Genomic DNA, 13,447 nt, shown 5'->3' with positions numbered 1-13,447 from the left:
CCCCGGCGCGGCCGCGCCGGGGTGCGCCGGTTTCGGTGCGTCAGCAGTAGGCGCCCCAGCGGTGCGAGGCGACGTTGTCGTTCATGGCCTGGCCGCCTCCGTTGCCGTTGTGCGGGAAGTAGTCGTAGCGCATGTCCATCAGGTAGTTGCCGTTGCCCAGACAGTAGGCGGCGCCGACGTTGCCGGTGTCCCAGTACAGGCGCACGTCCTCGTAGGCGCCCGCGTAACCGTTGTTGTGCACGGACGACGCCTGGTTGCGCATGTTCCGGTCCGCCCAGTCGGAGCTGCTGTTGGACCAGGTGGCCTGACGGCCGCCCTTCCACGAGTGCTCCCAGGCGTACAGGAGGCCGTCCGCGGCCGCGGCGGCTGTGCCGGCCGGCGCGGGAGCCGGCGCAGGAGCGGCTTGTGCGGTGGCGGGTGCCAGCCCGAGTGCGGTGACGACCGCAGCTGTGGCGAGCAGGAACCTGCCTCGGTGCGTTGACATGATCGATCCCCTCGTTGATTCTGTCGTATCTCTGAACCCCGCCGTTCCCGGGCAGCAGTGGTCCGCGCACCCGGTGCGGGAACTTGTGGTGCCGGCTCCTCAGGGGGCCAGCACGTCGCGCGCCCGTGGCAGCGCGTCGGTCCGCAGGCGCTCCACCTGGTCCACCGCTGCCCGGTGCTCCTGGAGCAGTGCCCGGTCGTGGCGCCGGTCCAGCCGTACGGCGACGGCGGACAGCCCGCTGCTGAGAGCGCACCCGGCTTCCCGGACCGCGACTCTGATCTCCGCAGCGGTGTCCCCGGTCCCGGCGTCCCGCAGGAAGGCGGCCCTGCTCTTCGACGGGTCGCGGTAGTGGTGCCCGCTCGCCCGCATACAGGCCGACCACGCCTTGACGGCCCGGCCGTACTCCGGCTCCGCGAGCACCCGTTCGTACCGGTGCGCCTTCAGGTTCGTTACCAGGGTGCTCGCCGCGTACCAGCCGGGAAGATCGCCGTAGAGCTGCCGCCACGCCTGCGCCCTGCACCCGGTGGCGCTGTGCCCCATGACCATCCCGCCGGGAAAACGCGAGGTGAGCTGCCGGCCGCCCGTGCGGGTGCCGTTCAGCGCCGTGATGGCCGCTCGTCTGCGTTCCTCGGGCAGTCCCCGCAGGTACACCTGGTTCGGGTCCTCGGCCCGCAGCCGGTCGATCCGCGCGTTCAGGGTGCTTCCGTAGCCGTACCGGCGGGCCCACCCCGGATCATCGACGACGTAGGGGAACTCCCGTGCCTCGGGCACCGGCTTCGCGGACTCGGCCCAGTACCTGAAGCCGGCCGCTGCCATGCAGCGGCGCCTCAGTTCCTGTTCCGCGTCGTGCAACAGCGTCAGCTCGCCCGCGGTGACGGGCCCCGCGGCCGTGGTGGCCGGGCCGGAGGTCCTCGGCGGTGCGACCGCGTCCGTCCGTACCGTGGAGCAGCCGGTGGACAGCAGCAGGGCCAGGAGAGCCGCTGCGGCTGCCGGGGCGATCCGGCGGGTACGCTCCTTCACCTGCGCTCCCCTCAACAGACCCGGACGCCCGGCAGCTCGTTGCCGGGTGACTGGACGTAGATGTTGGTCATGTAGCCGCCGTACTGGGGCAGATAGGCCCACCACGAGTTGGTGTACGGCGGCACGGAGACGCTCTGTCCCTGCTTCTGGCAGGAGACCAGCACCTCGACACCGGCGGGCAGGGTCGTCAGGGTGGCGGATTCGGTGGTCGCCGCGGCGCGGACCCGGACCCCCGAGCTCCAGGTGCCGAACCAGGTGCCCGCCGCCTTCTGCGCACCCGGGACGGCGAGCGAGCGGGTCAGCCGGCCCAGGTCGGAGTACGCCCTGCCGTACGCGGTGCCCTCCGGGTGCAGGGTGAGGACGGCCACGATCGCGCGGTCGCCGGCCCCGACGGTGCCGGTGGTGTGCAGGGCCGGGCGGGTGAGGTCCACGCCGTTCGCCGCGTTCTCCCCCTTCGCCGCCGTGGGGCCGGAGCCGCCGGACGCCCCGGCGGTGGCCGGCGCGGCGGTGCAGCCGCCCGAGTCAAAGTTGGACCAGCCCTGCTTGACCGCCCACGGTCGTTCGAAGGCTCCCGCGATGCCGAAGTGCTGGTCGAAGCCGTCGGTCGCGCAGCGCGTCGACCGCCGCAGGTTGCCCATCACGTAGTCGCGCAGGGGTGCGGGCGCACTGTCCAGCAGGTAGCGGTAGATCCGTACGGTGTCGGCTGCGCTGACGGCGGTGTAGCCCCAGTAGCCGGGGTGCGTCGACGGCGGACGGCTGGTGTGGAGCAGCCCCAGCCGGGCGACCATCCGGTCGATGATGGCGCTCTGGCCGTTCTGGAGCCAGTAGTGGTCGGCCCCGTTGTCGTCGCTGCTCCGCAGCATCGCGTCCATCCGCGCGCGGTCCGGGGCGGGAAGGTCGTACGTGGGGCCCTTGTTCCACAAGTGATCCAGGGCGAGCAGCAGTTTGACGACGGACGCCGACCGGAAGGGCGTCGCGGTGTTCAGCTGCTCGGTGAAGGTCCCGGTCTGCCGGTCGAAAACGGCCACCCCGGCGGTGACGCCCGCGGGGACCTCGGACGAAGCCGTCCGGCCGATCGCGCCGGCGCTCGGCGCCCGGTACGCCGCCGTCGGGGTGGCCGACGCGGTCGCCACCGGTGCGAGGCACACCCCGGCGAGCAGGAGAGTGAGGAAGGCGCGCGGTCCGGCACCGGACCGGCGCACCCGTAACTGCCGTGAACGAAACATGGTGCTCCCCGTACGTGCCACGTGTTCAGCAGGTCTGCCCCCTCAAGCCGCCGGATGGTCGGCCGGACGGCGGGGGCGCTTGAGACACTCGCACAGGAGGCAGCCGGTGTCATGGACACGGTCATGCGACAACACAGGGCATTGATAAGGGAATCACCATGGTCGCAGGTAATGACGGGGGACGGGCGGCGCGGGGAAGCGGGACGGGGGAGCCGACGATCCACCAGTTGCGGCTGTTCCTGGCGTTGAGCGAGGAACTCCACTTCGGCCGCACCGCGAAGCGGTTGTTCATGACCCAGTCCGCGCTCAGCCAGCAGATCCGGGACCTGGAGAAGCGCCTGGGCGTACGGCTGCTGGAACGCACCAGCCGCATCGTCGAACTCACCCCGGCCGGCCGGGCCCTGCTCCCGGAGATCAGGGCGTCGGTCGCGGCCACGGACCGATTACGCCGGGCGACCGATGCCCAGCAGCGCCAGCTCTCCGGGCAGCTGGTGGTAGGCGCGATCGGCGCCGAGGTCGCCATGCCGCACACGCGCGCCGTGCTCGGGGCACTGCACGCACGCCATCCCGCCCTGGGGGTACGGGTCGTCAGTCTCAACTTCGCCGACCACATCGCCGCCCTGACCGGGGACGAGGTCGACGTGGTCTTCCTGCGCCCGCCGGTCCCCGTGGGCATCGAACTGCACCATCTCGCGACCGAGCCCCGCGTCGCCTGCCTGCCGGCCGGCGACCCGCTGGCGGAGCTGGAGCACGTCACGCTAGCCCAGCTCGCCGACCACCCGGTCGTCGACGTCCCGCCGCCGGCCCCCCGGGTCTGGTGGGACTTCTGGTCGGTCAACCCGCGACCCGACGGCTCCCCCGTGCGGTACGGTCCCGTCGTCACGGACATGGAGGCCCTGCTGCACGCCGTCGCCCACGGGCAGGCGATGTGCTTCCTGCCGGCGGCCGCCCGCCACTTCTTCCCCCGGCCGGGCGTGCGGTACGTCGACGTCGTCGACCTGCCCCCGTCCCACTCGGCGCTGGCGTGGCTGGAGAAGAACCGCACCCGGCCCACCGTCCTAGCCGTCCGCCGGGCCGCGCGGTCGCTGCGCGCGGACGGCGGGGGCGCGTATCCGCCGGACGTACGGCCCGTCTCCTGACCTACCGCCAGATCATCTAGCCTGCCGCGCATGGGGATCGGATTCACGCGAGAGCATCACGACCTGGCGGTGTCGTACGCCGCCGGCTCGCGCGGGCCGTGCCGCGCGAGGCCGTTGCACAAGGTGCTCGACGGGGCGCGGGAGGGGCGGCCCGCCTACTGGGACGAGGCCGCGGAGCTGGGGCTGCACGGCATCCACCTGCCCGAGGAGTACGGCGCCGGGGGCACGCCGCTCGACCTCGTCGCCTCTGTGCGCTGGCGACGACGCCCTCATCAAAGCTGCTTGCCTGTTGCCGACATCACCGCTCGCCTGCTGCTGCGGCATCGGCGGAACCACGACCTGGGCTGACCGCCGCAGCCCGGCTCCGGGATCAGCGGCTGCCCCGGAAGCGAAGTACCTACTTCCAATCCCTGGCACATCGTTAGGCCAGGCCAGAACCAGACAAGGGTCGCGCAGGGGGACGGGCCCGTTCATCTAGAGTGATCTGCATGGACATGCGGAGGATCGTCGCAGTACTGGCCGAGGAAGCTGAACAGCAGCTCCAAGACCAAGTGTGGAAACTAGAGCCGACCGACCGTGACCTCGCCCTTAAGACCGCGGCCGGCCTGCGCGACGTTGTCCGCCCGCCGGACGTCCAGGAGGCCTTGCCGCAGATCAAGCGGCTCGAACACCTGCGGGAAACGCTCGCCGTCCTGGCCATCTCCCTCGCGCGCACTCACGGCCGTATGGCCTGGTTCATCTCCGGCGCTCTCAACGCGCTCGAACCGGTCCTGCGCTGGCGTGCCCTGCCAGCTGACCATGGCGGCACCTTCGGCACTGTCCTCCCAAGTCCTGAGGAATACACGGAAGCAGAGGATGCCGTCCGCCGCCTCCAGGACGCCCTTGCACAGATCACCGCAGTTGACCTCGGCGGTGTTCGCCCAGATCAGGAAGCAAACGGGGCCTGAACGCTCTCCTGACGGGCTCCCGCCACGTCCCGGCAGGGATGGCGTACAGCCACTCCGCTCAGCTCAAAGAGCAAGGCGTGCTCTGCGAGGCGACGTTCGCGGCCCAGAAGAGCCGCATCCTGGAACTCTGAGACGCTGCCCGGAACAAGCTCCTCGACGGCGCCCACTCAGGCCTCCACGATCCCGCCCGCCCGCAGCCTTCTGGCGCGGGCGCCGAGCCATCGCCGGCGAACCCGGTGGAAGCAGCTCGGGTCCTCGCCGTCAGGCGCACGGCTACGCCTGCCCCCGTACAACCCCGACCGCTTCACGCCCGGCGCGCGCCGCACGCGACGGTGTGGCGCCGCCCTTACCCGCCTAACGGCCCTGGAGGGACAGGCTCGCCTCGTTCGAACCGTGCCGGATGCTCTTCGCCCACGACCGCGTGGTCCGGGAGCGGCCCGGCACGGTTCTCACAGATCGTCAGCCTGTCAGCGGCGCCTGCTCCAGAAGTTCCCGCTGCCCACCGGGCGCGGCGTGATGGTCCAGCCGCCGCTGGCCCTGATCGGCAGCAGCCGCGGTCCCTCGGCCAGCGGAGCGCTGCCGCGTCCTCGGTCATACTTGTAGAACACGTCGTCGAGCTTGCCGTTCGGCCGCATCGCCTGGATTTCGAAGACCCCGTCCCCGTGCTTGTCGCCCCGGTGCCGGATCGCTATGTCCGTGGGCCCGCCCGTATGGGCCAGGACGTCCGGCCCGTGTCCCTCGATCTTGTCGTTCAGCTCACGGAGCGTGGAGACCGGACGTACCGAGACAGTCCATTGGTTGGACGTCCGGATCCGCATCCGCAGCGGGGCGAGGCCGTGATGGTCCGCGATGCACCGCCCCTGAAGATCCTCGATGGAGCTGTAGAGGATGGACTTGTCGTCACGGTTGCGGTGGTTGAGGGTGATGAGCTCGGTGTAGCCGCTGCCCTTCGTCACCACCTCGACGATCACGAAACCGGCCGGGATGTCGACCTCGACGTGGATGACCCCGTCGTTCTTGCCGCTCTGCTCGAAGTACGGGAACTCCGGTCCGAAGTCGGCCGGCAGGGCGTTGCGCGGGAAGAAGGCGCCGCCCCCTGCGATGTACGGCGCCGCCGGGTCCGCCACAGCGCCGTCGGTCGTCGCGACGGGCTCGGCGTCCACCGCAGGAACGGGCTCTGCCACCGTGACGTCCTGGGCGGTCGGTCGGGCCGCGACCGGCAGGTACGCCTCGGGCGGAAGCGGAGGTGCCGGCGGAAGCGACCGGGGCAGCGGCTCCGGATCGGGCTCGTCGGTGGCCTCGTCGGCCGGCTCCTCTGCCGGCACGCTGAAGCCGAAGTCCGCCGCCAGACCCGGCAGCCCCGACGCGTACCCCTGCCCCACCGCGCGGAACTTCCACCCCTGGCTCCTGCGATAGAACTCACCCAGCAGGATCGCGGTCTCCGTCGTCGCGTCCTCGACCGCGTACAGCGCCAACTGCTCGCCGGTGACCGCGCTCACCACCTGCATGTACAGGTCGGACACCTGCCCGAACACTCCTCCTTCGCACGACGCGGAGACCACGACCCGCTCCACGGACGCCTCGACCCGACCCGGATCGATCTCCAGCCAGTCCGCAGTCACCCCGCCCTCGCCCTGCGCACTGCCCAGCAACCGGACGCCGCTCCCCGCGTGCTCCGGCTGGTTGTAGAAGACCAGGTCGCCCTGGTCCCTGACCTTGCCGCTCGCCTCGACCAACAGCGCGGCCGCATCCACCTCCAGCGCTCCCGGCCCACCAGACCGGCGTACCACGGCGACCCGCATGGGCTCACCGCTGAGCGGAAGGTTCCCCCCTTTGATGATCTGTGTCATGCACGCATCCTGACACTTCTCACCGCATTGGGCACAGGGGCATCTCACGTTGAGCCGACCAGCGGACAAGCCGATTCTCCGTCCCCCGAAGGAAGTTGACCGATCCGGCCACCCGCGCGAACCACGCACTCGTCTTCGACGCCCACCCCCTCCAGCGTCGCGTAGTCCACGCGCCGCCCCCCACTCTTCCCCGACAGCCCCACGGCATCCCGCAAACCCGCCAACTCCGGTGCCATGGCAAAGTTCCCATGGACACCATGATGGCCAGCACAAAGCCGAGCGGGCGCAGAACCCGACGCAAGTACACCCGACGCAGCCCGCCCCGCGCCGCCGCCACGAAAGCTCCGACAACCACGGGAAAGGGACAGACGAGCACCAGAACCTTGGCCCGCTCTGGTCTAGGCGTTCGCTCGCCACGCCCCGAACGCCGGAGTCGCTCGCGACGGTGTCGCAAGTGACCATCAGGATCACCCACGCGACGCGCTTTCATCTGCAGAGCGGGTCGCCAGGCGCGAAGTCGTCGCCTGTCACCTCATTTCTCCCAGGAGACCCCGTGCTTTAGACGTCGTTTCAGTTGGTGAGTCGGCGGTAGCTGCGGAGATGCCGACGAAGGCGAGGAAGTGCTCGGCTTTTCGCTCGTAACGACGGTGCAGCCTTCGGTATCCGGCCAGCCAGGAGACCGTTCTCTCGACGACCCAGCGGTGTCGGCCGAGCCGCGTGGACGACTCGATGCCCTTGCGGGCAATGCGGTGGCGGATGCGACGCTCGCGGAGCCATTTCCGCAGGTAGTCGTAGCCCTTGTCGGCATGGAGCTTGGCCGGACGCCGGCGGCGGGGTCCGCGGCGGGAGCGGACGGGCGGGATCCCGCGCACAAGCGGCTGCAGGCCGAGGCTGTCGTGCATGTTGGCACCGGAGATGCCCAGCGACAGCGGAACGCCATTGCGGTCGGTGATGAGGTGGATTTTCGATCCCGGCTTGCTACGGTCGGTCGGATTCGGTCCGGTCAGTGGCCCCCTTTTGCCGCCCGGACGCTGACGGAGTCGATCGCGCACCGCGACCACTCGAGCTCACCTTTGGCACCGAGCTCGTCCAGGATCACCCGGTGCAACCTGGCCCACACCCGGTCCTGGCTCCACTGGGCGAAACGCCTGTAGACCGTGGGCCAGGCCGGCCCGAACACGGGCGGCAGCTGCCGCCAGGTGCAGCCCGAGGTAGCCACGAAGATGATCGCCGCCAAACACTCGCGATCACCGGCCCGTCGGCGGCCGCCGCCCTGCGGGCGCATGACCTCCGTCGGCGGGACCACCCGCCGGAACAGCGTCCACAACTCGTCCGGCACCAACCGCTCAACCGGATCCGTCATACACGACTCAACGAGCGATCACGCCATCAGAAACGACGTCTTAGGGCGGGGAGGGCGTCAATAGCTTCCGCCAACAGGCCGGCATGCCTTGAGGCGCCTTGTAGCCGTTCCGCAACACACACAGACTCTTCACATCGTATGACTTCATGCGAAGATTTCGTCCCCGCGCTCCGTGAGGCGGTCCGGGGTTACAAGGGAGACTGCGTGAAGAAATCGACGTTCCGGGCAACGGTGGGAGCCACCCTCGCCATTGCCGCCGCAGCGGTCGCGCTGCCCGCGACCGCGGGTGTGCCCTGGTACGAGTCTGCGGCACCGGCCGGTTCAGGCGCTGCCGGGCGCCCCAGCGCCGATTCCTTCGGGCGGGTCGCGGATGCCGTGTTGACCGAGCGCACCGCAGCCCTGCTGGACGGCTCGCAGCCGCGACGATCCCCGCTGTCCGCGAGTCGCGAAGTGCGGCTGTCCGTAGGCTTTGTGCAGGCGGAGGAGAGCGCCACGACTTCGTTGCGCGATCGCAAGAAGCGCCTGCGTGAACTGGGTGAGGCGTACACCGCCGCCGACACCAAGGTCAGCGTCAACGTCGTCAAGGTGCGCCACGGCAAGGCGTCCGTCCGCGTCACCGAGTCCACGACGCTCACGTACAAGAAGATTCTTGGCAACGAGCCGAAGACCACCGGCTTCCAGGCGCACCACGAACTGACCTTCGCCAAGGTGTCCGGAGGCAAGTGGGCGCTGACCGGAATACGTCCCACGGACACCGGCCTCGCCGCGGTCAACGCACCCCTCAAGGCTCCTCAGGTCCAGGCGGCCGCCGACAGCGGGCTGCCCAAGGCCACCTCGGCGTCCACCAGGCGGCCTTCGCGGGCTCCTGCCCCGAAGCCGGCCCGCAGCGCCAGCGGCCTCGACTACGCGGCTATGGGCGCCTACGCGGAGAGGTACTGGACCAGGTACAACCCGGCCTATCCCTCGTACGACAGTGCGGGCGCGGGCGGCGACTGCACCAACTTCGTCAGCCAGGCACTGAAGGCGGGCGGTTGGAAGCATGCCCCCGGGTCGTGGGACGACTACCGGAAGTGGTGGACCGACCCGAAGCTGGGCAACACCTTGTCGTTCATCGGCGTCAACGAGTGGTCTTGGTTCGCGCTCTCCAGTAAGCGCACCACCAACCTCTCCAACGCGTGGGAGATGGGTGTGGGCGACGTTCTCCAGATGGACTTCAACCGCGACGGGTCCAAGGACCACACCATGATGGTCTCCTACCGAGACCGCTGGGGTACGCCGTACCTGACCTACCACTCGACCAACACCTACCGGAAGTCGCTGGCGAGCATCATCGCGTCCTACCCGCGAGCGACGTACTACGCCTATCGCACCTGACGTGCGCCCGTCCCCTGGGGAAGCGGGTGGGCGCCGTACGGCTCGAAGCCATCACGCTTGCGGCCGCTCACCCTTCCGCGCCGGTCTGCGAGCCGGCGCGGTTTCCTCGCGTGACGCGCCCCTGTCGGCATGGAGCGAGCGCGCAAGCTGAGGTACGCCGGGCTTCCGCGGCTGCCGGGGCGTGACGGACGGGAACACCCTCCGCACACCCCGGCCTCGTCCGGGTCCCGCATCGAGGCCACGGCGGCGCAACGGGTCGCAGTCGCCTCCGTCGCTGATCGGACCTCCGCGCGGGCCCCCGTCGCTTCCCGGATGAAGGAGCCCTGAGTGGGCGCACGAGCGGCGGGGAGGCCCGCGGGCAAGCCAAAAAGGACTCCGGCGCCGTGCCTGGGCACGGAGAGCATCGATCGCTCGTTCTATATTTGTCTGGCCATGCCGGACATGCCTTGCCCCCACGCCGGAGGAAGCACTGATGAGCCGAAGCGCCCGTGGACGTGGCCGTCGACGAGCCCGCCAACCCAAGCGCAGCCGCAGCGCGCTGATCGCCGCGTCCGCGCTGGTGCTGGCACTGCTCACGTTCTTCCTGGGGAGACTGCTGATCAGCGGCTCGGACGACACCGCTGCGGCGAAAAACTCCGTCGAGGACAATCCGACGGCCCGCGCCAAGAACAGCCAGACGGGAGGCGGGCCGAACGCCCGCAAGCGTGCTGAGCCCTGGGACGGCAAGGTCGAGGTGCTGGGGGACGGCTCCACGTCGCACACCGGGCCACAGCCGGGCCAGCTGAAGCCGAAGAAGCTCAGGCCAGGCCAGAAGCCGCCCCAGTTCGTGGTGTTCTCCTGGGACGGTGCACTCGAGGGCGACGATCACCTCTTCTCCCACTTCCGCCAGGTGGCGAAGGAGAGCGACGCCCACATGACCTTCTTCCTGACGAGCATCTATCTGCTGCCCAAGTCGAAGAGCGACCTCTACGACCCGCCCCAGCACGACCGTGGTTCGGCCGCGATCTCTTACCCCACCGATGAGCACATCAGGACGACCCTGACAGAGCTCGGCGCTGCCTGGAAGGACGGGCACGAGATCGGCTCGCACTTCAACGGTCACTTCTGCGGCCCCAAGGGCGGCGGTGACTGGAGCGTCGAGGAATGGAAGAGCGAGATCGACCAGAGCTACGACTTCGTGAAGAAGTGGAAGACCAACACGGGCCTCACCACCCTTCCCCCTCTGCCCTTCGACCCGGACCGTGAATTCGTCGGGGGGCGTGCCCCCTGTCTGGAGGGTCAGGAGACGCTCATACCGGCGAGCAAGGATTTCGACTGGCGCTACGACGCCAGTTCGCCGGGCGGGTTCCAGGCCTGGCCGAGCAAGAAGAACGGCATCTGGGACTTCCCCCTGCAACTGCTGCCGTACCCCGGCAAGGACATCCAGGTACTCTCCATGGACTTCAACTTCCTCTACAACCAGTCCAAGGGCGAGACGGACGGCGACCCGGACCAGTTCGGCGCCTGGAAGCAAACCACCACCGGTGCCTACATGAACGGGTTCAACCGCGTCTACTACGGCAGCCGGGCCCCTCTGTTCATCGGCAACCACTTCGAACAGTGGAACGGCGGCATATACATGGACGCCGTCGAGGACCTGATGCGCGAAGTGTGCCCGCGCAAGGACGTCGAGTGCGTGTCCTTCAAGGAACTGGCCGATTGGATGGACGTCCAGGACCCGCAGGTCCTGCAAGAGCTGCGCTCGCTGGACCCGGGCCAGGCGCCCGCCTGGAAGACTCTCATCAAGTAGTGCTCCTGCCGGTCCGGCACCAGGGGTGAGCAACCGACTGCCCCCTCGCACCGGCAGACAACAGGCGGACCTCTACGGGGAGGGCCTCACTCCCTCCATGTAGTCCCTCCAGATGTCGACCGGCAGGGGGCTGCCGGGCTCTCCGCGCGGCGAGCCCGCCACACCGTCCAGCGGCAGCAGGTCCAGCTTGCGCAGGTCCATCCGGTACAACACCACGGCCGTGGCCTCCGTACCCGTGTATCCGACGAACCAGGCGGCCTTGTTGTCAGCCGTCGTCCCGGTTTTGCCCGCCGGCCGCAAGCCCGCTACCTGTGCGCCTTTCCCCGTGCCCTCCTGCACCGCCCCTTGCAGGGTCTCCGTCACCTGCTGCGCCACCTCAGCGGTGAAGGCGCGGCGCGAGCGGACGGCGGGCAGCGAAATCTCATCCCCGTTGCGGGTGACCCGCAGCACGGAGAACGGTTCTGTGCGCTTCCCCCGGGCGGCGAAGGTCTGATAGGCCGTGGCCATCCGAATCGCGCTGGGCGTGGAGTTCCCGAGCGAGAAGTCGGGCACCTGCCGGCCGAGACTGGACGGCAACAGGCCAGCGTTCTGCGCGTGGTGGCGTACCCGGTCCAGACCGACATCCATGCCGAGCTGGAGGAAGGGCGAGTTGACGGAGTTCACCATCGCCGCGTCCAGGCTGATGGCGTCGCCCCACGACTTGCCACCGTCGTTCTTACCCTTGACGATCTTGCCGTTACGGTCCCAGTACGGCCCTTCGGGCGTCATGACGGGGGCGTTGTGCTGGCCGTTGTACGTGCTCGAAGGCGACACGGGTTGGCGCTTTCCGTCGCGGTCCCGTACGACTCCGTCGCTGAGAGCTGCGGCATAGACAAAGGGCGCGAACGCGGATCCGGCTGGAACGGTCACCGCGTTTGATTCGTTGAAACCCTGCTTGAGGAAACCAGGGCCTCCGTACAGGGCCAGGATCTTGCCGTCCGCGCCGACGGTGGTCGCTCCCGTCTTGACGAAGGTGTCGGCCTTCCGGCCCTTGGGGTCGAGCTTCTTGCGGGCCTTGCGGACGGCTGCCTCCAGGGCCTGCGTCTTCTTCTTGTCGAACGTGGTGTAGATCTGGTAACCACCGCGGTCGAACTCGGCCTGCGACACCTTCCCGTTCCGGGTGACGTACGACTTGGCGAGTTCGACCAGGTAGCCCTGCTGCCCGTTCAGGTCGGTCCGCCCGCCCGTCACCTGGGTCGGTTCAGGAAACTTCGTGTACTTCGCCCGCTCGGCGGGCGAGAGCTTCCCGATCTCGACCATCCGGTCCAGAGTCCACTTCCAACGTTCCACGGCTCGTGCGCGGTTGCCCTCACCGAGCGCCGGGTCGTACAGCCCCGCACCCTTCAGCAGGGAAGCCAGGAACGCACCCTCACTGGCGTTCAGTTCGGATGCCTCCTTGCCGTAATAGGCCTGTGACGCACGCTGGATGCCGTACGTGCCGCGGCCGAACCAGCTGGTACTGAGGTAGCCCTCGAGTATCTCGTCCTTGCTGAACTCGTCGTCCACCTTGAGAGCGAGCATCATCTCGGTGAACTTGCGCGAGAGCGTCTGTTCCTGACTGAGGTAGGCGTTCTTCACGTACTGCTGGGTGATGGTGGATCCGCCCTGCGTCTCACCGCCACCAACCATGCGGCTGACGGCGCGCATGAGGCCGGACGGCGAAATACCCGGATCGTTGTAGAAACTGGCGTTCTCTGCTGCAAGGACCGCCCAGCGGACGTCCTCGGGGACCTTCTCGAGCGGCATGTCCTGCCTGCTGACCCACCCGGTGCGCGACATCTTGGAACCGTCGGCCCAGTAGTAAATGTTGTCCTGCTGCGTGGCGAAAGAGTTCAGATCCTCGGGTATGTCCGTACGCCAGTAGGCGACCGCCACACCTGTGGTCAGGAGACCAGCGCCGATCAGCACGGCGCAGACCAGCTGGCGCAGGGACGGAACCCAGCGGCGGTAACCCTGCCGGTGCGGTCGCGGGTACTGGGGCCGCACGTGCTTGAGCAGCGCACGCAACCGGTCGACCGGAATCCATGAGGGCAGCGCCCGGGACTTCAGGGCCTGCTGTACGAGCGCCCACCGGGCAAGCAAGGCCGAGCGCGGCCCGGACACGGACCGAGGAGCACGCCGAGATCCGGCCCGAGATCCCGGCGACGGCGCCCGCCGCCCCCGCTCGGCCGGCTTGCCGCGCCTACCCATGACACATCACCCCACCCACGTGGAAC

At 69.1% G+C, this 13,447-nt stretch carries 11 protein-coding genes; 5 read left to right on the top strand and 6 right to left on the bottom strand.

The window, feature by feature from the left end:
• Positions 1-40: 40 nt before the first annotated feature.
• From ACWGH0_RS13435 to ACWGH0_RS13425, 3 genes are all read right to left on the bottom strand, one after another.
• Entirely contained in the window at positions 41-484 is a 444-nt protein-coding gene (locus ACWGH0_RS13435) for a hypothetical protein (protein ID WP_453404305.1), read from the bottom strand.
• A gap of 99 nt (positions 485-583) precedes the next feature.
• Positions 584-1,504 carry a hypothetical protein gene (locus ACWGH0_RS13430; RefSeq protein WP_453404304.1) on the bottom strand — a complete coding sequence of 307 codons (921 nt, stop codon included), beginning with the start codon at positions 1,502-1,504 and terminating at the stop codon, positions 584-586.
• 11 nt (positions 1,505-1,515) lie between these two features.
• Entirely contained in the window at positions 1,516-2,730 is a 1,215-nt protein-coding gene (locus ACWGH0_RS13425; RefSeq protein ID WP_453404303.1) for a hypothetical protein, read from the bottom strand.
• A gap of 158 nt (positions 2,731-2,888) precedes the next feature.
• On the opposite strand from ACWGH0_RS13425, the gene ACWGH0_RS13420 reads away from it, so the two are divergent.
• The 3 genes from ACWGH0_RS13420 to ACWGH0_RS13410 all read left to right on the top strand — a co-directional run bounded on the left by ACWGH0_RS13420 (position 2,889) and on the right by ACWGH0_RS13410 (position 4,816).
• On the top strand, positions 2,889-3,869 hold the full coding sequence (locus ACWGH0_RS13420; RefSeq protein WP_453404302.1) for a LysR family transcriptional regulator: 981 nt from the start codon (positions 2,889-2,891) through the stop codon (positions 3,867-3,869).
• A 30-nt stretch (positions 3,870-3,899) separates the two neighbouring features.
• Entirely contained in the window at positions 3,900-4,217 is a 318-nt protein-coding gene (locus tag ACWGH0_RS13415; RefSeq protein ID WP_453404301.1) for an acyl-CoA dehydrogenase family protein, read from the top strand.
• 140 nt (positions 4,218-4,357) lie between these two features.
• The gene (locus ACWGH0_RS13410) at positions 4,358-4,816 is read left to right on the top strand and encodes a hypothetical protein (RefSeq protein ID WP_453404300.1); all 459 of its coding nucleotides are present in this window, start codon (positions 4,358-4,360) and stop codon (positions 4,814-4,816) included.
• A 467-nt stretch (positions 4,817-5,283) separates the two neighbouring features.
• Here ACWGH0_RS13410 and ACWGH0_RS13405 read toward each other — a convergent pair whose 3' ends face one another.
• Complete coding sequence (locus ACWGH0_RS13405; RefSeq protein ID WP_453404299.1) at positions 5,284-6,666, bottom strand: TerD family protein; 1,383 nt, start codon at positions 6,664-6,666, stop codon at positions 5,284-5,286.
• 527 nt (positions 6,667-7,193) lie between these two features.
• A protein-coding gene (locus ACWGH0_RS13400) for an IS5 family transposase (protein WP_453404298.1) occupies positions 7,194-8,029 on the bottom strand; the annotation gives its coding sequence in 2 pieces (ribosomal slippage) (positions 7,194-7,696 and positions 7,696-8,029; 837 coding nt in all).
• 204 nt (positions 8,030-8,233) lie between these two features.
• On the opposite strand from ACWGH0_RS13400, the gene ACWGH0_RS13395 reads away from it, so the two are divergent.
• Positions 8,234-9,403, top strand: a complete 1,170-nt coding sequence (locus ACWGH0_RS13395) for an amidase domain-containing protein (protein ID WP_453404297.1) — start codon at positions 8,234-8,236, stop codon at positions 9,401-9,403.
• Positions 9,404-9,875: 472 nt separating this feature from the next.
• Positions 9,876-11,192, top strand: coding sequence for a hypothetical protein (locus ACWGH0_RS13390; protein WP_453404296.1), 1,317 nt, complete (start codon positions 9,876-9,878; stop codon positions 11,190-11,192).
• 72 nt (positions 11,193-11,264) lie between these two features.
• Here ACWGH0_RS13390 and ACWGH0_RS13385 read toward each other — a convergent pair whose 3' ends face one another.
• Positions 11,265-13,421, bottom strand: coding sequence for a transglycosylase domain-containing protein (locus ACWGH0_RS13385; protein ID WP_453404295.1), 2,157 nt, complete (start codon positions 13,419-13,421; stop codon positions 11,265-11,267).
• Positions 13,422-13,447: the final 26 nt, after the last annotated feature.

The organism is Streptomyces sp. NPDC054887 (assembly GCF_053610585.1).
The sequence above is the reverse complement of the archived record's forward strand: the minus strand, read 5'-3'. Positions and strand labels throughout refer to the sequence as shown.